Annotated in this window: 20 protein-coding genes; 9 read left to right on the top strand and 11 right to left on the bottom strand. The window is 44.7% G+C overall.

Annotation, left to right across the window (positions count from 1 at the left end; genetic code table 11):
- The first annotated feature begins 26 nt into the window (after positions 1 to 26).
- Positions 27 to 2,597 carry a hypothetical protein gene (locus ACLVWP_RS12565; RefSeq protein WP_413557672.1) on the top strand — a complete coding sequence of 857 codons (2,571 nt, stop codon included), beginning with the start codon at positions 27 to 29 and terminating at the stop codon, positions 2,595 to 2,597.
- Entirely contained in the window at positions 2,597 to 5,116 is a 2,520-nt protein-coding gene (locus tag ACLVWP_RS12560; protein ID WP_413557671.1) for a hypothetical protein, read from the top strand. Before ACLVWP_RS12565 ends, ACLVWP_RS12560 begins: the two co-directional genes overlap by 1 nt.
- A gap of 51 nt (positions 5,117 to 5,167) precedes the next feature.
- Here the strand turns inward: ACLVWP_RS12560 and ACLVWP_RS12555 are convergent, their stop codons facing one another.
- Positions 5,168 to 6,301 carry a DUF3943 domain-containing protein gene (locus tag ACLVWP_RS12555; protein WP_413557670.1) on the bottom strand — a complete coding sequence of 378 codons (1,134 nt, stop codon included), beginning with the start codon at positions 6,299 to 6,301 and terminating at the stop codon, positions 5,168 to 5,170.
- Between the two features lie 227 nt (positions 6,302 to 6,528).
- On the opposite strand from ACLVWP_RS12555, the gene ACLVWP_RS12550 reads away from it, so the two are divergent.
- From ACLVWP_RS12550 to ACLVWP_RS12535, 4 genes are all read left to right on the top strand, one after another.
- A complete protein-coding gene (locus tag ACLVWP_RS12550) occupies positions 6,529 to 8,601 on the top strand; it encodes an AarF/ABC1/UbiB kinase family protein (protein ID WP_413557668.1) in 2,073 nt (690 codons plus the stop codon).
- A 76-nt stretch (positions 8,602 to 8,677) separates the two neighbouring features.
- The gene (locus ACLVWP_RS12545) at positions 8,678 to 10,390 is read left to right on the top strand and encodes a glutamine--tRNA ligase/YqeY domain fusion protein (protein WP_413557666.1); all 1,713 of its coding nucleotides are present in this window, start codon (positions 8,678 to 8,680) and stop codon (positions 10,388 to 10,390) included.
- Positions 10,391 to 10,532: 142 nt separating this feature from the next.
- Complete coding sequence (locus tag ACLVWP_RS12540) at positions 10,533 to 11,003, top strand: hypothetical protein (protein WP_413557665.1); 471 nt, start codon at positions 10,533 to 10,535, stop codon at positions 11,001 to 11,003.
- 65 nt (positions 11,004 to 11,068) lie between these two features.
- Entirely contained in the window at positions 11,069 to 12,109 is a 1,041-nt protein-coding gene (locus ACLVWP_RS12535; RefSeq protein ID WP_413557663.1) for a hypothetical protein, read from the top strand.
- Positions 12,110 to 12,183: 74 nt separating this feature from the next.
- On the opposite strand, the gene ACLVWP_RS12530 is transcribed toward ACLVWP_RS12535, so the two are convergent.
- Positions 12,184 to 13,458: a hypothetical protein gene (locus ACLVWP_RS12530; RefSeq protein WP_413557662.1), complete on the bottom strand. Its 1,275-nt coding sequence runs from the start codon at positions 13,456 to 13,458 to the stop codon at positions 12,184 to 12,186.
- Positions 13,459 to 13,679: 221 nt separating this feature from the next.
- The gene (locus ACLVWP_RS12525) at positions 13,680 to 15,623 is read right to left on the bottom strand and encodes a hypothetical protein (protein WP_413557660.1); all 1,944 of its coding nucleotides are present in this window, start codon (positions 15,621 to 15,623) and stop codon (positions 13,680 to 13,682) included.
- 101 nt (positions 15,624 to 15,724) lie between these two features.
- Here ACLVWP_RS12525 and ACLVWP_RS12520 point away from each other — a divergent pair, with 101 nt between their 5' ends.
- Entirely contained in the window at positions 15,725 to 16,795 is a 1,071-nt protein-coding gene (locus ACLVWP_RS12520) for a hypothetical protein (RefSeq protein WP_413557659.1), read from the top strand.
- A gap of 18 nt (positions 16,796 to 16,813) precedes the next feature.
- Entirely contained in the window at positions 16,814 to 17,194 is a 381-nt protein-coding gene (locus tag ACLVWP_RS12515; RefSeq protein ID WP_413557658.1) for a DUF333 domain-containing protein, read from the top strand.
- A 53-nt stretch (positions 17,195 to 17,247) separates the two neighbouring features.
- On the opposite strand, the gene ACLVWP_RS12510 is transcribed toward ACLVWP_RS12515, so the two are convergent.
- From ACLVWP_RS12510 to ACLVWP_RS12485, 6 genes are all read right to left on the bottom strand, one after another.
- Positions 17,248 to 17,514: a CopG family antitoxin gene (locus tag ACLVWP_RS12510; RefSeq protein ID WP_413557657.1), complete on the bottom strand. Its 267-nt coding sequence runs from the start codon at positions 17,512 to 17,514 to the stop codon at positions 17,248 to 17,250.
- A complete protein-coding gene (locus ACLVWP_RS12505) occupies positions 17,465 to 17,788 on the bottom strand; it encodes a BrnT family toxin (RefSeq protein ID WP_413557656.1) in 324 nt (107 codons plus the stop codon). The genes ACLVWP_RS12510 and ACLVWP_RS12505 overlap by 50 nt, the downstream gene beginning before the upstream one ends.
- Before the next feature lie 263 nt (positions 17,789 to 18,051).
- Complete coding sequence (gene prpB / locus ACLVWP_RS12500) at positions 18,052 to 18,951, bottom strand: methylisocitrate lyase (RefSeq protein WP_413557655.1); 900 nt, start codon at positions 18,949 to 18,951, stop codon at positions 18,052 to 18,054.
- Positions 18,952 to 19,006: 55 nt separating this feature from the next.
- Positions 19,007 to 20,515 (bottom strand): MmgE/PrpD family protein, encoded by a 1,509-nt coding sequence (locus ACLVWP_RS12495; protein ID WP_413557654.1) that lies wholly within the window; start codon positions 20,513 to 20,515, stop codon positions 19,007 to 19,009.
- A gap of 104 nt (positions 20,516 to 20,619) precedes the next feature.
- Positions 20,620 to 21,159, bottom strand: a complete 540-nt coding sequence (locus ACLVWP_RS12490) for a DOMON-like domain-containing protein (protein ID WP_413557653.1) — start codon at positions 21,157 to 21,159, stop codon at positions 20,620 to 20,622.
- The gene (locus tag ACLVWP_RS12485) at positions 21,159 to 21,917 is read right to left on the bottom strand and encodes an acyl-[acyl-carrier-protein] thioesterase (protein WP_413557652.1); all 759 of its coding nucleotides are present in this window, start codon (positions 21,915 to 21,917) and stop codon (positions 21,159 to 21,161) included. Before ACLVWP_RS12485 ends, ACLVWP_RS12490 begins: the two co-directional genes overlap by 1 nt.
- Before the next feature lie 187 nt (positions 21,918 to 22,104).
- Between ACLVWP_RS12485 and ACLVWP_RS12480 the strand changes: the two genes are divergently transcribed.
- The gene (locus tag ACLVWP_RS12480) at positions 22,105 to 22,383 is read left to right on the top strand and encodes a helix-turn-helix domain-containing protein (protein ID WP_413557651.1); all 279 of its coding nucleotides are present in this window, start codon (positions 22,105 to 22,107) and stop codon (positions 22,381 to 22,383) included.
- Between the two features lie 59 nt (positions 22,384 to 22,442).
- On the opposite strand, the gene ACLVWP_RS12475 is transcribed toward ACLVWP_RS12480, so the two are convergent.
- Both ACLVWP_RS12475 and ACLVWP_RS12470 read right to left on the bottom strand, forming a co-directional pair.
- Entirely contained in the window at positions 22,443 to 22,679 is a 237-nt protein-coding gene (locus tag ACLVWP_RS12475) for a hypothetical protein (protein WP_413557649.1), read from the bottom strand.
- Complete coding sequence (locus ACLVWP_RS12470) at positions 22,663 to 22,947, bottom strand: BrnT family toxin (RefSeq protein ID WP_413557647.1); 285 nt, start codon at positions 22,945 to 22,947, stop codon at positions 22,663 to 22,665. The genes ACLVWP_RS12475 and ACLVWP_RS12470 overlap by 17 nt, the downstream gene beginning before the upstream one ends.
- Between the last annotated feature and the right edge of the window lie 92 nt (positions 22,948 to 23,039).

Raw genomic sequence — 23,039 nt, 5'->3', positions numbered from 1 at the left:
TCGACAGCAAATGGAGTGCTTCGCCAATGCATACTTGTCTTCAGAACATCACTAAATTCGCATTGATCGCTTTTGTGATCCTGTTATCAGGATGTCTGAAGGCGCGTGATGTTGCATCGACGGGAGCAAGCTCATCTGCTTGGTTCGCGGGCGCCGTTTCTGCAAAAAATCTGGGTGGTTATCCATCCGCTGTTAAAGTTTCTTGGGCTCAGGCGGACCGTTCTGTCCTTGGTTACAATGTTTATTCTTTGCGTATGGCTCCATCTGGTTCGAATGAGTGGACGTTGGTTGGTAGTGTTGATGCCGATCAAACTTCATTCACTGATACGGACTCTTTGTCTGAAGGACAAATCTATACTTACAAAGTTATGGCACTAGATGCTTTGTCTGGCGCTGAGGATGGAAACTCCAAACAAGTTTCCACTGTTACGTTCTATGGAATAGCGGGTATCACAATCACGGGTAAAACTACAGCATCAGTGACTCTTAATGGCAGCACAGGTGCGTTTGATGCTATCCATATTTATGCAACTCCTAAGAGCGGAAATTCCACTCCAGTGATGGTTGCTAAGGCCGTGGGCAATGTTCAGAACATCGATATTTCAGGTCTTCGTTCTGGCGTGAACTATAAGTTTATTGCTAGAGCTTACATGAGTTATCTGGGTGCCGAGGACGGTAATGATTCTTCGATCCTAGGGCAGACACACTCTGACAGTTTTGGTAGCGGTAAAGATGCTGATACAAATTTCTATTATCGTGGGATTTTAAATTTCCAAGGTTATGGAGCTGCACCGAATGCGACGTCAGGTCCTGTAGGTCGTCAGTTCAATATCACATGGCTGCCTTTTAGTAATGCTTCCGGGACTACGAGATATCGCGTAGTACGTTCGACAACTACGGCAATCGATACTACAGTGACAACTGCTTGTACTGTGAACTCGACTGATTCTTGTCGTGTGTGCGAAGTGACGGGGACTCAGTACTGTCAGGACACGATGTTGAAATCTCCTCCGCAAAGTTATTACTATGCGATCTCTTTGGTTAAAACCGATGCCAATGGTCAGCAGTATGCGGAAGAACTCCCGTGCCAAAATACGAATGACTGTTCGAACAAAGCTCTTTATACAGTGAAAGCTCATGTGCCTTCAGACTACATGGTCTTGGTTCAGCGCGATGCTGCCAACTATGAAATGTGTCTGAATATCAATGCAAGCAGTGACCCACGTCACAATCAGCGCTGCATTTACTCTGGTTACGGAGCTGCTCCAAGTACAACGGGTCCAACGAAACCAGTTAAAACTTACGATAACGGCTATTATGATTTTGGTTATAACATGCTTGTAGATCGCTATAAGCTTGCGTGTAACTGGTCCAGAAACGTGACGAACTGTAACACAGCAAGCTCTAGCGGAGCCTTGGGTTGCCTTGGTGTTCTGACAACAGCAACAACAACGGCTATTTCAAGTTTACTTCCAGCAAGCAATGCGTCGGGCAGAGTCTTCCTGGGTTTTTCAAACAATGGTGCGAACTCCGATTGCTTTATCGACACTGTGGATCTTTCCAACACAGCTGGATGGCACGGTGTTACCAATGCAGCTTTGAATTTGTCATTGGCTGATATCAAATCAGCAACAACAATTGATCCAGGTGCAGCGGGACAAAAACAACGTCCGCCAATTCACAGAGCGACTCCTGCGGGGGCTGCAAGAATTTGTAGCGCACAACCTTCAGACTATGGATCTAAGCGTCTTTTAAGACGTCGTGAATATCTTGCAGCTTCTCCATTACCATATATCCCAGGAGAGCCGAATGCGATCTCCACATCTTTGACGGTCTTTGATGCTCCTTATCTTACTTCGTGTAATCCGGGAACATCGACTCCGGCGTCTGGTGCTACGGGAGATGCGGCTCTTGCAAACTATCTGAATGGTACAAACTATCAAACCGCGATGACAGTCAATGGAACCGCTTTGAATACTTATTATTATGGTGAGAGATATTTCATCGGTAATAGCCAAACAAGCTCCTGCGTTTCGCGTTTTGGTATTCAAGATCCGTATACGTTCACAACTCCGGGAATTATTTTTGCGGACTTCTTTACGCGTTCAAATCTTGGAACGGCTCCACCGGTTATGACGGGGACATCTGGTTCAGATCTCGATGTAAGTGCCAGTGACTTTGCTGGTTTCACATTCAACGGAGTGAACTCTCCAAACTTTGGTTATCCTGCTTCTTATGGCCGTTACATCTGGTTGCAGAATGCGGTTACGCAAGGCACTTATTACGGGTGCAATGCTGCTACGTCCGCGAAAGCTATTACTAGTATGGTGATGCCATTGGGCGCACCTGTTTGCTCTTGGGGTGGTGGCGCGCAAACTTTGCGTAACATCAATGAGCTTACTTCATCTGGTAAATTCGGCTACGCGCATATTGGTGCTGGTACAAGAGCAACGATTCGTTTCCAATCAGATACAAATTCTTACAGTGCTTATGTGATGGCGTCCGAAGGTGAAAGCAATGGCCGTTGGAGCTTCAGCTTTATGGGCTCAACGGACTACAATACTTCGGGCATTCTTTGTGGCGTGGAGGCTGAGTAATGAGTAAAATTACTTCTCTCCTTGCACTGATATCTTTATCGTTTGTTTTAACCGGTTGTTTTGATTGGTTGGATCGTAGCAAAAACTCTGTGGCGGCAATGCCTTCGGAAAGTGCTATTGGTTCTGCTCAGTTCTCTGGAGCAGCTTCCGCTGTGAATAAAGTCACGGGGATATTAATCACGTGGCCTGCTGTTGCTGATACATCTTTGGTGAAAGCTTATAAGATCTATCGTGTCAGTGGTTCTAAGAAAGTTTTGCTAAGTACGGTCGCTTCATCGTTGACGTCCTTCATGGACGGTACGGTGACGTGGGGTACGATCTATACTTATCAAGTGAATGCAGTCGATCAAAAGAACGTTGAAGATAGCAATACGAAAACAGTCAAAGCTTTGTCTTGGGCGGGTATCGGTGCGGTGACGGCGACCTCGCGTACGGCCTTGTCTGTTCGCTTTGATAATATTTCGACGGTCATTGATGAGATTAGAATTTATGGCCAGACGGCTGTGGGCGGTACAAAGACTCTGCTTGCGACAACGACAGGCACAGATACTGACGTTGATTTGACAGGCCTGCGCACCGGATTTCCTTATATCATTAGCGCCCAGGCGTATGTGAGTTCTCTTGGTAAAGAGGACGGCAACGATGTGACTTTCAAAACATCCACTTTGACATATGGATATGATTACGACGGCGTTGCAAATCCTCAGTGGGGCAATGTGATGCTGGTTCGTGCTTTCGGTGAAGCACCGGGAGCTCCATCCCATCCATCGGAAATCTACAAGTCTCCAACGAATCGTCAGGTTGAATTGGTTTTCAATGCCTACAGCACTCAAGCTCCGACAGCGAAATACGTGGTGACTCGTGCCGCACAGGGCGCAGTGATGGATAGTTCGACGACAGCGACTTGCACAAATACGACGACATCGGCGTGTTTGGTTTGTAACGATGTTTCAGCATCTTCAGGAACAGTGACCTGTCGAGATCTTGACGTTGGACCTTCTCCAACTAAATATCGCTACTCCTTGTCTTTGGTTCACACAGATACAGTTACGACAGATCGTTGGGTGGAACCGTTGCCAACAAGTACGGTTTCATTGGATAAAGTTTCTGTGCTAGTGCCGATTCCTCCGAAAAATATGGTTTTGGTGCATAGAGATGCTGCGAACTATGAAATGTGTCAGCAGATGAACAAATCTTCAGATCCGTTGAATCACAATCGTTGTATTTATACGGGTGTTGCTGCTGTTCCTTATAATTCAGGTGGCAATAACCCAGCTTTGACTTTTGATCCTGGATTCTATGATTTTGGTTACAACCTTTTCGTCGATCGCTGGGAGACTTCTTGTAATTGGACGATGACGTCACAAGGCGGGATGTGTGAAACCAGATCATCGCCAGGTGATGCGCCGATCGCGGGGAATTGTATTGGGCAATCTGCACCCACAAATACTCAAGGTAAAGTTGGAGACGTATTCTACACGATGACAGTAGATGGTGGTCATTGTTATAGAGCGACAGCTTACAGTATCGGTGCCGGAACTACATGGACAAGCTTAGCTGCGTCGACGGTTTTAGTGGATGGCGCTGATCAGATCAGAGCAATGACAACTATTGATCCTGGTTATTATGATGCCAATGGTGTGCTAAATCCAAACTTGCCTGGCAAGCGTGGCAAAATCACCAATGCGGTCAACGTCTATCACGGAGCTGCAACTTGTGCGACTCAAACGGATCCCAACTACGGTGTAAAACGTATCGGGCGTCAGCGTGAGATGATGGTGTATTCGGGCGCTGCTTTGATGACAGGGGAGCTCTATGCATTCCCAAATATCAATTCCTGGTATCAAGTTCATAGCGGTACTAACTCACATGTGACAGTCAAAGGTTGTGATAGCTACGGCACAGTGCCAGATGCGCTACCAAGTACCTTTGTGGATATGCTAGATACTTCAGTGAATAATCCGTATCGTGAAATGATGAAGTTAGATATCAGTGGCACAACTTATGGATCCCGTCGCTATATGACGGGTGCCTCGGCCACGATCGATTGTGAATCCAGATATGGCGTGCAAGAGCCATGGGCCAGAAAATTCCAATCGGATATGTTGTACTATAGTGGTACTGCGGTAACGCCCGTTACGACGGTGGGTATTCAGTCTCCATTAGATAACGGAAACATGGATTTGCTTTACAGTATCACCGGGGCTTCGACTGGATTTGTATTTGAGAATTCAAAATTCAGTGGTGGGGCTCTTAGTTACGGGAACTCAAATTTCACAGGATACATTGTACCTCTGGGATTGCCGATCACAGCGACTTCGTACTCTTCAACGTATATCGCTAAATCACAAGTTACAGGAGTGGGGACCGTCAATCCGGCTTATACAGCCAGTACGACATCGGGCGCCGGTTTAAGATCGCTCTTATCTTCGGGTCGCTATTACAGTCGTGTCGACTTTTCGCCGACCGATAATTACCCTAATGCCGGAGAAATCCGCTGCGTTCTGCCTGCAGAATAAAAAAAAGCCCGGTTGCAACCGGGCTTTTTTATTTCTAGATATTAAATCTAATTAGAATCTAAACTGAAGCTCAACGCCCCATACATTGCCGCGTTCGATACCTGCTGTAGTCGCCGGAGCTTTGCGCACCGTTAGATGAGCCTTTGCATCTTGTACTACTTCAGAACCAATCAAAGCATTGATTTTTTCAGCAGCAACACCCATTGGATTCATCACGATCATCGCGAATGCACCCAAGCGTTTAGAGCCCCAAAGCTCGCCATTGTTCGCTTTGATTTTAAGTTCTGCGCGATAGAAAATCTCACCGATGATTGATCCCAAGATCGGAGTTGCGAACAAGTCTTGGATAGATGGTTGTTCCGCGAACGCCTCAACACCGAATTCCCAGAAGAATGTCGACATCAAAACAGAGTAACCGAAAGAACCCATCGCTGTTATGCCTTCGTTACGAGCGACTTGGTAGTAAGCCGCACCAGAGTAAGGGTGACCGATATAGTTGATCATCCAGTCATCTTTATCCATGTGTGGACCTTTACGGATGTTTTTCTCCCAGTTTTTACCTAGGTTTTTCATCTCGTCTTTATCCCAGTTCGTGAAGCTTTCAGGCATGATGTATAGCAAACCTGCGATACCCAGAGCAGCAAGCGCCACGTTACGAGTTGCTGTGATGATATTTTTATCTGTCGAAGTCGCAGCTTTAATATTCAATTCACGTTGCCATTGAACCTCACTGGATTCGCTTAACACTGTCACTGTTGCGATTGGTTTTTGGTTGTCAGGAACGCAAAGACCGTTGACATCGTTCATCGCTTTTAGAGTCTTATTATTTTGAAGTTCTTTTTGAATCGCCAAACATGTGTCTTGGTCACGAGTGTCGATAGTGATCACTTGACCTTTAAGCATCATGCGCTTTTGATCGTCAGCCATCTTTTGTTTTGCCAAACGATCGATGTCAGCTCTTGTATAAAAACGGCCTCCATTAATAAGATCGCGTGAAGCATCTGGAGAGCTGTTCCCATTGATCAAATAATCCATAGAGGCTTTATTCCAATCAATAGGGGCTTGGCTGCTTTGAGCACTTGGGGCTGTCTTGCTATTAGCCAATGGCGCAAAATTGCTAGCCACAGCGGCGTTGACCTGAAGGGCAGCGACTCCAAATGTAATATAACGAAGGATAGTCTTCATTTTAGTGACTCCTTTAATAAATTGATTCCGAAGATTCCACGAGTGCAAGACTCTGACCTAAGGGTTCCTTAGGTAGTAACTGGCGGTTTACGGGGTGACATTTGTAGGCCTCTGGCCATCAACTGAACACCTAAAAACACATATAAATGGAGATGAGCTTCGCGCGAAAAGTGCATAAAACGGATCGGATTATTCCTTATTTTTGGTCGTCTGTTGAAAGTGTGCGTATGTTGAGGAAGTTTTTAAAATTCACATCGTTCCTAGTTGTCTGGTTGTTGGCACTTGTTTCCCAAGCTGCTCCCAAAGACACGGGCTTGTTTCTGTCGTTCGAGCAGAGGCTGGCGGCGACCTATGCTTTGATGGCTTCTGGAGAATCAAAAGACGTTCAGGAAAAATACCTGGATCGCGGTATCAAGTACTTCCAAGCTGTTGCGCAAATTCCGGTTAAAACTGTTGAAGTTAAGAATTTTAATGAGTTCCTGACTGCGTACCGTGGGCAATGGCCTAACACGCAAAGCGTGGCTTTGGATCTGGATATAATAGAAAAGGATGGCCCTCAAGCTGTTCGTATCTTTAAAGCGGGCAGTGCTCGCGTGCAAAGACAGATTGATAACTATATAGAGTGGCAAACAGAGCAGCTAAGGGTCATGGCCCAGAATTCAGATAAAGCCGCTATGCTTGATCTGTCGACGGTGGCACAAGCTACAATTTTAATGCGGTATCCTGAGGGGCATAAGCTTGCGAAAAAGCTTTTCATGAAAAACAGTGATGAATTCATTAAAGGCCATTTAAAAGAGTTTGATCGCATTGGCGAAAAGATCGCAGCATCAGGAATGGCGAAGACCCAAGATAAAGTCGTAAAAATTGTGATGGAGACGATGCTCTCTGAGTACTTCTCCAGACTGTCACTGAACTCTAAAAAATTGATCGTGTCTTCATTTGTCGGTGGAAACTTACAAGTCGGTGACATGCAAAAGTTTGAGGTGATGGTGCAAAACTCTGGTCCTCAGTTGCAAAAACTTTTGCAAGTGGTGGCTCGCCAAGGAGATTTGAATCCAGAAATGATTCAGGTCTTTAAACGTCTTGAGGACGCTGTTCGATCAGTACCTTATCATCAAGTTGAGCAGCTGTTGCAAAATGAAAGACAGAACTATGAATTCGTCTATTTTGAGCAAAAGCCTTTGGGTGTCGGAACGATGGCGCAAGTTCATCGCGCGAAGGTTTTGTTGAATGGTCACCGCCAAGATGTTGTCGTTCGCTTTATAAAACCTGACATTGAACTTCGCGTGCAAGAAGACGCTCGCATCTTGTCTGAGGTTGCGACGATCTTGGACAGCAATATTGAGTTAGAGAAGTCGGGTATGCCTAAGATGACTCCGCTGGTTGCGGATATCACAGCAACGGTGACGGCAGAGCTGAGTCAAGAAGACACCATTGCTCGTCAAAAGTTAGCGGCTACTCGTTATAACCGGGAAGCTTTCTTGGATACTCCCGAGTATAAAAATGTGATCGAATTCCACGTACCAGAAATTTTCCCTCCAGCAGCGGGGAAGTCTAAGTTCATGGTTCAGGAAATGGTCTTTGGTAAAAAACTTGATAAAGAAGTCAAAGATTGGGCTGAGGTTGCTCCGAAGATGAAGGCGGGTATCGTTGAAGAACTAGTTCGCCTGTGGGGAACTGAAGCGATGTTTGGCGAGGGCTTTTATCACTCCGATTTGCATCAAGGAAATTTCTTGATCAGATTTGGTGAGGAAAAAATCCGAGTGAATCTTTTGGATTTCGGTATGGGCGGCCAGATCAGCAAAGAAATGCAGCGAGATATCTTTATGTTTGAGTCGGCTTTAATTCTGAGAGATCCAAACTTGATTGCTCAAGCACTTTGGAATATCAGCAATAAATCTGCGAACACTGTGACGGAGACTCAGTTTAGATCTTTGGTCGCTGCGAAAGTGAAGCTTGGATTTAAAACGAAGGACGACCTGTTGACGGAAGAGTGGACGAAGTGGGCAATGAATCATGGTCTGCGTCTGCCGTATGACTTCATCAATATCAATCGTGGTATTACCATCTTGAAAAAGCTGTTAGAGGATAGCGGCAGTAAGCAAGATTTGAACTCGATCATGACTAAAATTGCTATGAAGAAGCCTTATCAGGTTTACAAGCAATTGATTGGCAAAGAGCGTCTTTCTATTCTTAAATTGTTGAAAGCAGGGGGCCTTCAGGTGTTTGGAGAGTCTTTACCTGACGCTCCAAAGCCACAGTCGGTTCCTGTTATTTCCTGTCAGGCAGTGTTCCTCTGATTAATCACTTGGGACACTGTGCATTCCTAGGCCTAGACTTGACAGTTTAGGGGGCGGGGAGTGTACTTAATGGATCATGAATAAGCCCAATAATTCCAATAATAAAGCCGCTCCAAAGACCAACGAAAAAGCTCCTGCAGAAGGTGCGAATTTTCTAAAACAAATCATCGAAAAAGATCTTGAATCAGGCAAAGTGAAAGAAGTGGTCACACGCTTCCCACCGGAACCAAATGGTTACCTTCACTTGGGTCATGCGAAATCGATTTGTTTGAACTTTGGTTTGGCGCAGGAATACAACGGTCGTTGCCATCTTCGCTTTGACGATACAAATCCAGAAACTGAAGACACTGAATACGTTGAGTCCATCATGAACGACGTGAAGTGGTTGGGCTTTGATTGGGGCAAAAACCTTTTCTATGCTTCTGACTATTTCGAAGAAATTTATCAATGGGCTGAGCAACTGATCAAAGACGGTAAGGCTTACGTCGATTCTCAAAACGAAGAAGAAGTTCGTGTGAATCGCGGTGACTTCACTCGTCCTGGTAAGAACTCTGCTTTCCGTGAGCGCTCTGTTGAAGAGAACTTGGATCTGTTCCGTCGCATGCGTGCGGGCGAATTCGCAGAGGGGCAACACATCCTTCGTGCAAAAATTGACATGGCTTCACCAAACATGAATATGCGTGATCCATTGTTGTACCGTATCCGTAAAGCTCACCATCACAGAACCGGCGACAAGTGGTGCATTTATCCAATGTACGATTATGCTCATCCACTTTCTGATGCGAAAGAGATGATCACGCACTCGATCTGTACTTTGGAATTCCAAGATCACCGTCCATTCTATGACTGGTGTGTGGAAAACGTGAATGTTCCAGGTGAACCACACCAGTACGAGTTCGCTCGTATGAACATGACTTATTTCGTAATGAGTAAACGTAAGCTTTTGCAATTGGTGAAAGAAAACTTGGTATCTGGATGGGATGATCCTCGTATGCCAACGATCTCTGGAGCTCGCAGACGTGGTTACACTCCGGAATCTATCCAACGTTTTGCAAAACGTATCGGTGTCTCGAAAGCTGAAAGCTTGATTGAGTTCGATACTTTGGAAGCTTGCGTGCGCGATCATTTGGACGAAGTGTCCCACCGTGCAATGGCTGTTCTTGATCCAATCAAAGTTGTGATCACGAATTTGGAAGACGGGCACAAGGAAACAATCTTGTCGTCTGTACATCCTAAAAACGCAGATCTTGGTAAGCGCGAACTTTCTTTCACTAAAGAAGTTTACATCGATGGTTCTGACTTTATGGAAAACCCACCAGCAGATTTCTTCCGTTTGGGACCAGGCCGCGAAGTGCGTCTACGTAACGCCTATGTGATCAAATGTAACGAAGTGATCAAAGATGCTTCCGGCAAAGTGAAAGAGCTTCGCTGCGAATACTACAAAGAAACTTTGGGCGGTAAGCCACTAGCTGACGGCCGCAAAGTAAAAGGTATCGTTCACTGGGTTTCGGCTTCTGATTGTATCGATGCTGAAGTTCGTCTGTATGGTCGTCTGTTCAAGACAGCGCACCCAGAAGACGTACCAGCGGGCCAAGACTTCAAAGTGAACTTGAACCCAGACTCATTGAAAGTCATCAAAAACGCCAAGCTTGAAACAAGCCTATCAAAGGCCACTCTAGAAACTCGCTACCAATTCGAACGCGTAGGCTACTTCTGCTTGGACAACAAAGACTCCAAGCCAGGAAGCCTCGTCTTCAACATGGTAGTAGACCTAGCCAGCTCCCACTAAAGGGTGCCAGGTCCTATTTCAGTGCACACCGCATAAAGTAAAAGCCCGGTTCATCACCGGGTTTTTTTTGTTTTTGATTAATAAACAAACTGGACTGTATTTAAAATGCTTCGCTGTCTAAACTTTTGAGAGCGAGGTAACCATGAATCGTTCATTACTGTTAGCAAGTTTACTTGCTGTCGGGTGTTCTCATTTGAAGTATGCCGAAATTCCCGAATATAAAATCAATAAATTGGGTCCTTTTATCGTGTCAGAGTCGCCGGAACTCTGGAGATTCTACGAAAGAAATTACGGCAAGGACTCTGAGCGCAATGTTCAATTTCTGGTGTCCAATGCTGACTCTCGAGAGCACTCTTTGCAGTTGGATAAGGCTCGTATTATCGCGAATCAAGAAGTGCTGACTGTAAAATGTGAAGATGTAGCCAGTAAGGAGAGCGGTAGCAAAAAGCTTTCTGCGGGGGTGGCAATTAAGGTTAAGTGCCCTCTAAACTTATCTCCAAATTCAGCGAATCAGTTAGGAATGAGAGACACGATTGTGCGTTTAGAAGTTCCGACGGATGGTAAGGAAGTGGTGGCTCTTGAACGTATCTACAGAATCGAGCAATTCCAATGAGACTCATTAAAATAAGTATTCTGTTTCTACTCTTCGGTTCTCCTGTTTTTGCAAATAGTGGTGATATGGCTGCGGCCTTATTTATGGCGGGCGCGATCGGTGGCTCTTTGAATGCTGGTGGGCAGGCTGCTATGGGGCGTTTGCCTGAGGAACTTTCTGACTGGGAAGATCCGGCAACAATGTCGACATCTCGCTTAAGTGCTCAGTGTGGCGTTTTAACTGAGATGAAGCTAGTTCGTACGAGCCGATTGAATTTCCTGTTCTTGGGTATTCGCAACGATGGTGAACAAAGCATTACGGTCAGGAATGATCGGGTAAAAGGTCTGTTCTCAAACGGGCGTGAAAGATATTTTTTAAGTCCTCCCGGAAACTCTTCTTTAGAGATTAAACCTCATTGGTATGCCTGGGGATTTATTCCTTTCCCAAGGAAGACAGACTTTAAAGATCAAGATAGCTTGAAGGTAACCGTACCAGTAATGAATGGCGGAAAAAACTGCGAGATGATTGCAACGTTTAATCGCGACAAGAATAAAGAGCAAGATCTGAACTCTTATACGGAAGCTCCAACTGTAGTGGTTTCCATGGGCGTGGGGGTTGGCTCGGGTTTTACGCCAGTCAGTGCAGATACCTTTGATAACAATTTGCCAGTCAGTCTTGATTTCTATTTTGCTGGCTTTGCAAAGCCGACGGAGGGTGGTTACTTGCAGATGTCAGTGACTATGCTAGGAGATATCAAGTCGTCAGAACGCTATGACTCAAGCATCTATAAAAGAGCAAACTTAATTGATATGTCGATTGGTAAGGCTTGGCGTTCATTCTATTCCGATACAGTTTCGACTTATCTTAATGTCGGTCCTTCAATTGGTGTGGTAGAGGCTTTAGGGCAGACGAACTCGGGCGACCGAGACTCTAAGGCCGTTGTGGGGCTTTACGCCTCTTATACAACGGACTGGAGATATGCTCGGCAGTATTGGGGCTTTCTTAGAGGGGATTACTCGTTGGGTTTAACACTCTATGCAAAGTATTATCCTTGGGCATTTAGCGGTGGCCAAGGAGACTTGGGCCTGGTCGGCGTGAGTTTCGAGTTTCTTCGCGGTGGCGAATAAAGCAAAAGCCCGGTTCATCACCGGGCTTTTTTGTTAGGGAAATTGGTTAATCTTCTCTTCTTGGATCACAAATCTTATTTAATAAATCTTAGATACAAGTCGTACACCAAACCGTAGCTGTTATCTTTCATGACCACTACTGATTTGTAGCGAACCATGTTGCCGTGCTGGTCGACTTCTTTGTAACGGCGGTCGTATTTTAGGTCGATAGCCATCACACCTTTTTCATCCAGAGAGTGTAGCTCAGAAGCTTGAGCGATACCGTCTAGATTGTCATCCTTCCAAAGTTTCAGTGAAGTGAACACAGAATCTTCGGCAGTGATAATTTTGTCTTTGTTCTCGTCATACTTAGCCAGGGCCGCGAAACCTTGTTTTGCGAATTTCTTATCTGGGCCAAGAGTCGCGTCACCGAACAATTCGTTGATACCTAGAACCTTACCTTGGCCGTTTGGTAGAACCAGGAAGTAGTCTTCAGTGTCAGCAGAGGCGAACCAAGCTGTTTTCACTGGTTTGTGGTTGTTCAAAGAACCTAGCAAGTCAAACATCACACCATTTTGTGGAGATGTAAGTACGATTGGTTTTGGAGACTTCGTATGAAGTTGCAATAACAATGGGTCGATTTTGTCAGCTTCGGCACAAGCGGCATCGCCTTCAAAGCCCACAAGTACGTTTGCTACTTGGACTTGTTGTTTGCCTTGGATCTTGCCATCTTTGCCTACGCGGATCGCTGAATTGTTATCGATCATGGCAGCAACTGAGTCCAAGATCGGAGCAACAGCTTTAGCTCCTGCATCCATCGAGTATTTATACGGAGACTTAGCTTTCGAGCCATCCCAGAAAACAACCCCGTACACACCCTCTGACAGAGGAGCGCTCAAAGGGAATTCGATATTTTTGGAACCCATCAGCTGTTCTTTGAATTTTTTAGAATCAGCTTCGCTATCCCATACTTGCACGACCTTGGCATCAGCAGCCAGGGAACCCATGCTTGATTTATAAAGGACTGCTACGACTTTACTTATAGAGCCGATCGTCGACATTTTTTCAGAGCCGACTTGAGGGCCGCATACTGCATTTGGTGTCACACTGATTTTGCCATAAGCAGAATCATCAGGAGTATTTGTGTCGTCATCACCGGAATCGTCAGGCGTGTTCGTACCCTCATCTGGATACTCTGCGCTGTCTGTGGCGCCATCTGGGCCGAATACAGTGCCATTATCAAGAGCGGACTGTTTTGCCTGTGGGTCGATCATGAAAGAGGCTTTAGAACAGTTTTGAAATGAGACGATGGTAACGGCTGATCCCATCAGGATGAAAAGCTTAGCTAGATTTGCACGAAGATTTCTCATTGCTACTCCCCCCAGAGTCATTAGAGACAAAGCTTCGTATTGCAAATTCATGCCCAACGAAAAATGGCACCAACTGCAAACTGTTTGACACTGAAGATCCGCGAGTGGGGAGTGTGTAAACTAAAAATTAGACACTGGCTATACCCTGTCCAAAGAGTTTACCTGGAGTAGGGTAACGTAGTCTCAATTTAAGATGATGTAATTACGTGTAAGTATAGAGACTACTTACGACGTTGCATGATAAAGCGAGAACCATCATCAAGGAACACTGTCGTTCCACGAAGGGCCCCTACAGGAGCGCTGCCATCAGCATAGATGATGCTGATTTGGTTATTGCTGAGAGTCTGCTGGAAGGCCTGATCACGCAGTTTGGTTTTCGTCTGCGAATAGTTGGCGTTAGAGATGAAAGTAATCACTTCATCGCGGGAAGATTCAAAGCCACCACCAGCACTGCCTTGAGAAGCCAGGCCTCTGCGGTTGCTAGCATTAGTCTTACGTGTACCAGAAGAGGTTGCACCTCCATCGGCAAAGTAAGTACCACTACCACCACTGCCAGAGCCAGATCCTCCCGCTGCGCTAGACGCCACTTCGCTTGGTTCAGTGAATCGGTCAGTGGGGCGGCCCGTCGATGCGACTGTGCGTGAGTTGCCAACAGCGTTCGTCGTACGACCTGCAGTTTCACTAGTTCCTGTAGAATTGCCTTTAGTTAAGTCGATTTCTTCAACGACATTTCCACCACCACGAGATGGTTTGAAAATAACTTTGCTATAGTCCGTGTTATCAGCTGATTTCGCTGATGAGGAATCGCGTTCATAACCTTGATGGCGAGCTTGATATCTCTCACGAGTAGAGCTCGAAGAGGAACCAGATGAAGTCTCATCGCTCGCAAGCGCCGGAGTATTCATAACCCCCATCGCACGATCTGCCATCGCAAGCACCGGAGCCGATTGACGTTGGCTCGATTGAAGTGAGCGCTGTTCGTCTACATCGCTAGCACTGATATTTGAAGCAAGCGTCGATGCAGAAGGAACTGACTGCTGAACTTCGGCTGAAGAAATTTCCTTCGCCATATTATAGCCATTCGAACCTCCACCAGACTCCATGGATGTGCTGGCAATAGTACGAGCTTGAGGAGCGGCTTTGGCTGCCACCACTTCTTTGGCTACAACTGTATCTTTTGATGCCGCGTTGGCTGCTGCATTCTCAGTCTGTCTTTTTGTCCAAATAAGGCTGCGTTCTTTAGTTTTTCTGCTAACAGCGGAAGTCTTCTTTTTAAAGCAGATATCTACTAACGTATCGATAGTCTTTTCATCTACAACGCCAGTACGATGTACAAGTTCGTGAAACATGAGTGGTTGAATTTGGTCTGATAGTTTTTCTTGGTTGTCAGCATTTTTATCTAGGCTAAAAGTGATTTTACCATTTTCCGTGAACTTGCCTGTTGGTGTCTTTTTGTCTGCTGGTAACGCATCACACGTGAAGAGACCGCTGCCGTCTTGTTGGGCCCCAATTTTCTTTAGGTCAATTTTCAGTTTATTTGAAAAATACTGTAGTTCCGTAGGAGAGATATCTGGCAGCGCCTTTTGTGCCGCTTCGCTTTGGATACATTCAGTAAAGCGGTCATTATTCATCAGGGAAACGAGAGATTTTTCTATTTCAGGCGTCGCATCTTCGTTCTCACAGGAAACGGCTTTTTCTGCAGCCGCAGCATACTCCGTTGTCGTCATGTCCTTGGTGAACTTGGCAAGATCTGCTAAAACGGATTTATTTTCCGCAGCACATTTGTCGTCCTGAGAACTGATTTTTTCATCGGCGATCCCGTTCATGACCATTGGAGCACGAACTGTCGAATGGGTTAGGATCCATTTTTTATTCTTAGACTCGTAATGTGCTTCCTGAATAGAAGCTCCGTTTGTACGGCGGAATAGCAGTGACGTTGGCTGCGAATCTTTAAACTTTACGAAGACGGAGGTTTTATCCTTTTTTACAACCCAAAGATCCACAGCTCCATCGCGGTCAGAATCAAAACGAAAATCTTCGTAGTCACCGGTTGCGATTACTTTTGATGTGATTCGGTCACTTAAAATCATAGGAGCCGACGCCTGGCTGTTGCTAGCAAGGGCAGGGTTGTTAAATGATAATAAGAGGGCCAAGAAGAAACGCATGTAAGTACTCTTCGGACCAAGGTCTTGTTTTGTTTAGGGTCAAATTGCTGGAATTTCCGAGGAGATTCTCAATATGAGATTTCTGTGATCCAATTGATGTTATGAAGTGGTTATTACTAGGTTTGCTTTATCCAGCAGTCAGCAGCGGACAAGTTTATGGCTTCAAGTCTTTGGATGCCAGCAAATTCAAAGTCGATGAAAAGTCTCAAATTGAGATTACGAATCTTCCGCCTTTGCAATCGCAAGATACATTAGGAATTTGCTACGGGGTTGCTGCTTCGGTGATTTTGACGGCAGAAAACTGCAGATCTATGAATACAGATTGTAAAACAATTACATCTGATAAAGTTTTTTCGCCCTTGGGGTTGTCTCCTATAGGTCGTCCCGCAGAGGATAAGGCTCCAGCTAAGAAGTCAAAAAATGAAAATCCCGATCCCTATGGCGGAAGTATATATAATACGCTTGATCAGCTGGTATTGAGTGGGGAGTTTGCTCCATCAGAGCAATGTCTTTCGTTGGAAAAAATTCTAAGTAGAGTGGGGGGCTCGGCCGAAGCTTCAGAAGTTCAGCTGGGTATCTGGAAAAAGCTAAAAGCATTGTATGAAAAATCTAAGGAAGTTCCGAAGGATTGTGAAAGCTGCTTAAATAGTTTTTATTCTACTGCACAGAAAGAAATCCAAGAAGGTTTGGATGTCGATGTTTCCAACGAATCAATGCTCAAGGCCTTTGGAAAGAAGACTTACGCAGAATTCTTTGATCGCATTTTGATTTCACCGGAATGCAGAAAATTAAGCAAGAGCGTGGCGGTGGAATACCCAAGTAAAAAAGATTTTAAGTTCTATCCATTATTAGGTAAGACTGGAACCTATAATGAAGCCATCAATACGATAAAAAATGTTCTTAACGATGGGCGTCCACTGGGCCTAGGAAATATCTGCTTAGATGAAAAGCCAAGTAGTAAAAAATGTGAGAACCAGCATGGGGTTGTCGTAGCTGGTTATCGAAAAACTTGTGATTCTAAAGGAAAATGTGTCGATAGCGTTAAGGTTTTAAATAGCTGGGGTAAAAGCTGGCAGGATCAAAATGCAGATGGCTGGGTGGATGCTAAGACGTTATTGGATAGAACGTTCTACAAGGAAGCCACTCTAACTTGGATTGCTGACAAAAAGTAAACGGAATGGAAATTTGATATGAAATTAATTGTAACGGCATTTTCTCTTTTTGTAGTTTCTTTGACAGCTCACGCTGATCAAACACTGAAGTACTTCAACAACGACAAGTACGAACAAATCAAATTCAAGACGTACGAAAAAGCAAACATCAACGAAGCTTGCTTTAAAGCTGGCAAGCCGAGCTGCAAGGCTTGGACAGTCTTCACCGGTAAGGCTAAGGTTAAAACAAAAAACCCAACCCCACTAGCTGGCAATCCGGCAGCATTGTACTGCTGGGATGTGGGAGCTAAGAATAGAATCTTGAAAGCCCAAAACGGCGATCAATCCGACGCCTGCGTTTTTGACGACGGTTCCATGATCGATTCCTGGGATCTCTACTACAAACATTTCCCTAAATAGATTCAAATACAGTACGAACAAATAAAAAGAGCAGGCCACAAGCCTGCTATTTTTTATGAAACCTTCTTGGCTAAATACTCAATCAAAGCCTCACGCATGAGTTTTTGGTATTTCTTGTCTTCTTTCGAAGCGAGCCTTTTGTAGCCCTCCAATAGTTCGCTACTGATTCTTAGCGTTAAAGTCTTATCCTTTGGAGCGAATTGGAAGTAATGATCCATGGGCTTCCAGCTTCCGGATTTTAGCAGTGCTGAGAAATCACGTTCAATTGGATCATTTACTTTCATTGGTTTTGCGGATTTTGCGCGGGAGTTCTTTTTCATGGAATGCCTCTATTTCTTTGTGTCGGGCGTAACGAGCACTAATAACACGAATATGGAATTGTCCCTCGAAAACTCTTAAGCAGAAAATCGCCACTAAGTAACGTTCTTTAAATGTTCCAAAAGCGACAAATCTATCTTCATCATGGCTATGCTCGTCATCTTTAGAGATGAGGGGAGAGGAGAGTAGAAATCCCTCAATTTGGTCTATCGATAAGCCATGCTTCTGGCATTTGAGTCTGTTGTATTCATCCCAATTAAAGCCAGATATTTTCATATACTATCATTGTAAATACAAAATGTACATACATTATGTATGCTCGTGTAATTACTCCTATTAACGGGAGATGCAAATGTGAATCAGTGTGGCCTAAAGGATTTAATGGGATCTGGGTAAAGTTCGATTCGTAAATCGGTCAGATATGCCTAATTACCTAAAATAGGTTAAAAATTACCTAATTTAGGTAATTAGTATAAACCAAAAAAAAGAGCAGGCGATGAACCCGCTCTTTCCATTTTTGAAAAATAAAAAATCAAAAACTACTTCAAAGTGAAGTTAAAGATATTCTGATCGAAGCTGTTGTACTCATCATAACGAGTCAAAGCATAAAGATCCTTACGAGTTTGCATTTTTTCAAGCAAGCCCTCTTGAGTACCTTTAGCTTTAATTTCAGCCAAGCCCGCAACCGTTGCACCCATCGCCAGACGGAAAGTCGTCACAGGATAGATCACGATGTTGTAGCCAAGGTTAGAAAGCTCAGTATAAGTGAACAAACGACCTTTACCAAACTCAGTCATATTCGCCAAAAGAGGAACAGAAACTGCTTTACGGAATTTTTCAAACTCTTTCTCGTTCTCAAGAGCTTCAGTGAAGATGCAATCAGCACCCGCATCAATGTAAGCCTTAGCGCGATCAATAGCTGCATCCAAGCCTTCAGAAGCACGAGCATCAGTGCGCGCGATCAAAAGGAAGTTCTCATCAAGCTTTTTACCACGAGCCGCCGCCGCAACTTTACGAGCTGCTTCGTCACGAGTAACAAGTGATTTACCATCAAGGTGACCACAACGCTTAGGATTTACTTGGTCTTCAATGTGACAACCAGCAAGACCCATTTCGATCATCTCTTGAACTGTGCGAGTCGCACTCATCGGCTCGCCGAAACCAGTGTCGATGTCGATGATAGTCGGCAAAGAAGTCGTACGAGCAATTTGACGACCACGTTGAGCTACTTCAGTCAACGACGTCAAACCGATGTCTGGGTAACCCAAATCGTTCGACAAAACAGAACCAGAAATATAAACGCCGTCAAAACCAGCTTTTTCGATAGCCATAGAAGCCAGCGGAGACCAAGAACCCGGCATTTGCAAAAGCTTGCCAGATTTCAAAGCCTCACGAAAGTTCTTACGCTTCTGTGCAGGTGTAATTTCAGGAAACAACATAGTTTCTCCTTTCGGTGAAAAACAAAAGGTCCCGTGAGGGACCTTTCTAAGGATCTTAGAAGATACCTTTTGTATCGCGTTTATTGTTCGTCAATTTCTCGATTGGGATTTGAACGTTCAACTGTTGAACTTGTTCAGCAGTCAAGTTTTCCAAATTCTCGCAAAGACCGATGAAACGATCGCGCTCAGCTTTAGTGATGATTCCTTCAGTCAATGTGTCGAACTTACGGATGTAGTCAGCACGTTTGAATGGACGAGCACCCGCTGGATGCGCATCAGCTACGCCTAGTTCATCAACGATTTTAGAACCGTCTTTCATTGTGATTTCTACGCGGCCACCGAAGCGTTTTTTATCTGGATCTGTCTCGTGGTACCAAGCAGTCCATTGTTTGTCTTCGATAGTAGAGATTTTGTGCCACAATGCCACAGTGTCAGCACGTTTCGCGCGCTCTGGAGCGTACGAATTAACGTGGTGCCAAGTACCGTCTTGAAGAGCCACTGCGAAGATGTACATGATCGAGTGATCAAGAGTTTCGCGAGAAGCATTTGGATCCATTTTTTGTGGATCGTTCGCACCAGTACCGATTACGTAGTGAGTATGGTGAGAAGTGTGGATCACGATATCTTTGATATCGTCGAAGTTTTTAACCATTGGTTTCATTTTACGAGCCAAGTCGATCAATGCTTGAGATTGGTACTCTGCAGAGTGTTCTTTAGTGTATGTCTCAAGGATTGCGCGTTTTTCTTCGCCAACTTCTGGAAGTGGTACTTCGTATTTACCGTTTTTGCCGTCAAGCATGTAAGCGATAACAGAATCTTCACCTTCATAGATTGGAGATGGAGCGCCTTCGCCACGCATAACACGGTCAACTGCTTCAACAGCTAGTTTACCAGCGTGTGCTGGAGCGTAAGCTTTCCAAGAAGAGATTTCACCTTTACGAGATTGACGAGTCGTGAAAGACACGTGAACCGCTTGTTGAACTGCTTGGAAAATAGTTTCAGTTGGAAGAGCCAACAAAGTACCGATACCAGCCGCTTGAGCAGGGCACAAGTGAGCGATATGATCTTTTTTGTGCATGTGAAGGCAGATAGCTTTCACTAGGTCTACGTGAACTTCGTAACCAGTAACGATACCTTTAAGAAGTTCTTTACCGTTTTTACCCATTTGTTGAGCAACTGCCAAGATAGCTGGGATGTTGTCGCCAGGGTGAGAGTAGTCAGCTGCCAAGTAAGTGTCATGGAAATCCAATTCACGAACTGCAGTTCCGTTAGCCCAAGTAGCCCATTCACAGTCAAATTTTTGATCGTTCGGCATACCGAAAACAGTAGCACCACCATTGCGAGGATGTGCAATAGCCATTGCACGAGCAGAAGCAACCGGACGACGGTTTGCTGCAGCGATAGCAACAGAAGCATTGTCGATGATACGATTGATAACCATATCTACAACGTCAGCTTTGATTGGAGCATTGTCAGAAGCGATCTCTGCAATTTTCCAAGCTAGTTGATCTTTACGATCCAATTTTTCTTTAGATGGATAAACACGCACTGTGTGTTTTTTCATGGGAATCCTTTCGAGACTCTTGCTTGCGCGCAGCCGTTAAGACCTAGCGCGTTATTTAATGATTAAATGAAAGCAAGCAAGGCTAACTTGACCCCGAAATAGGGTCAAGGAGCGAGAACGTGCGTAAAGGAGGTTTTATTGTGAAAATCGGCCTGAGGACCCGGGTGAGTCAGGGCAAAATAAGACTTCGAGCCATCGGAAAACTCAATAACGGCCGTGACTCCAAGTTGCTTAAAATTCTTGATGGCGGGCGACTGGATTTTGACTCTAAAAATGGCTTCATCAGATTCCAGAGCTCGATAGATCAAATTCACCGAGGCGGTTCCATCCGGTCGCATTCCTTGGCGGTATCCTGTGAAGGCATAAGCATTCCAGTCACCATTGGGGGAGCAGTTCACTTCCAGATAGGGGGAGTCAGCCGCTTGATCAAAGCTAAAGAACGCCTCTAAGCACGTGGTCTTCCAAAGTTCGTCACGGCGAACAGAGGAGGCATCCTCACTCAGGGGAGGAAAGTGCAAGTGTCGAGTAGGTCCTACAAGGAAATATTCAAGAATCACTTCATCGTCTGACGTCACGTAAACTTGAGATTCTACTTTAAATAATTTCGTAAAATCATTCTCTGAAAAAGCCTTCAAGTGAAGCACTAACGTTTCTCCCAGTTTAAACGAGCCGTAAATAAGTTCTTTCCGTCAGAAATTCGCACGCCTCGGTAGGCTGTGGAACCGCGCTCCTCATTTTGTGAGGAATCACTCAGGCTCTTTTCGATCTCAACCGTATCACCTAAAAGTGTCTCTGTTAAAAAGTTAACGGAGTAAGAATTTAGTTTCAAGGTCTTATGAAGATCGAAGGGGATTGAATCTAAAATCCACTGAGCATATTTCGCATTGTTAACATGTTGGTTAATATCCAAGTCGGAATTTCTAACCGCAAATTCAGCGAGCTTTTCATACTGTCCTTGAACTGGAATTTTCTCGGGTTCAAGGATCAGTGACTCCTCGGAAACCAAATCCTGCCATGGTCTTAAATTTTGCGCGGGGAGAATGCGACCGCTACCTTGTTCAAGAGCTAAAAAGCTCATCGCGCACTGGCCGATAACTTCGTTTTTTGAGTTCACAACTTTGAAACCGCGTAAAACAAAGGCACCCGATGGAGGGCGAATCCATGTGCGAATGCGAATTGTCTCACCATATTTGGGCCACTGACTCATTTCTGCATATTGCCGAGTTACAACCCAGTAAAGCTTATCTTTCTGCATTTGATCTGTACCAAAACCAACCCGCTCTGCGTGCTGCCAGGCGGTCTCTTGCAGAAGATTGAGTAGGCCAAACAGTCCCAAAACCCCTCTGGGATTGACTGATTGGCTGGAGATTTTAAACGTTTCTTCCCAAATTCTTGAATCCATACTTGAGCCATTCTCCCTTTTTGGAGCAACTTTCTTGCTATTTTACACAATACTCGCGAAAAAACAGGAAGGAATTTATCGCGATTGATGTATACTGTTTATGTTTAGTAGGTGAGTTGATTGTAATATCAATTCAGTTTGTCACATTTAAAAAAGTTGTTTATGCTTATTTCTCGCAGGTGGGTATATGAGACAAAAAAACATGTTAGCTGATTTTCTAAAAACAAAACGTGTAGCGGCGGGTCTATCCCAAAGAGACGTATCGGATAAATTGGGATATTCAACTCCACAGTTCATTTCTAACTGGGAGCGTGGCGTTTCTCATCCACCGATCAACGCACTTAAAAAATTGGGCGAACTTTATAAAGTATCTGCAGAAGATCTTTTTGAGGTCACTCTAAACGCAACAATCCAAGAGGTGACTCAGGATTTGCGTCGTAAATTCGCAAGCTCAAAATCTCGCTAATTTACAAACAAGGCTAAAAAACTAAAAAGCCCGGTCACATGGCCGGGCTTTTCTTTTACCTAAGATACTTCACCAATAACACTTTTCCGGTCTATGAGCTCACCATTTATAAAGCGGTGGAGGATGCTTCCAATCAAAGTTTGGTAGGGGATGCCGAGCCTTTCGGCTTCGGTTTTAATGTCGATGAGGTCATTGGTATTCAATCTTACGCTGATAAGGGTTTTGTTAACCTCTTCCTTGGTAAGGACCTTCGAGTTTCTTTTTCTCATTTTTTTAAGGTCATATTCCTTCTTCATAAACTCTTCTCTCTTTGGCCGTGGCCTTTCTGGCAGAAATTATTCGAACGCTGTCTTTGGCTTCCTTTTCACAAAAAACGACAATTAGTATCTTTGAACGAAGCGAGGTTCCAATTCGAATGAAGCGATCTTCTGATTCGTCGCTGTGGTCATCATCGTAAAACTCTAAAGCGTAGGCATCGGCCCATATAGTTTTAGCTTCGTCGAACCAAATTCCGTGTTTTCGAAAGTTTGACTGCTCTTTCAGAAGGTCCCAGTCAAAATCCATACAGTCACCTCATTGTAATACATTGTATATATATAATCAATAAGGCTATAAAATGCACAAAAGGCGCCAGGGAGGCGCCTTTAAATGCTTTT

Origin of the sequence: Bdellovibrio sp. HCB209 (assembly GCF_047306065.1) — a bacterium.
Lineage (GTDB): Bacteria > Bdellovibrionota > Bdellovibrionia > Bdellovibrionales > Bdellovibrionaceae > Bdellovibrio.
The sequence above is the reverse complement of the archived record's forward strand: the minus strand, read 5'-3'. Positions and strand labels throughout refer to the sequence as shown.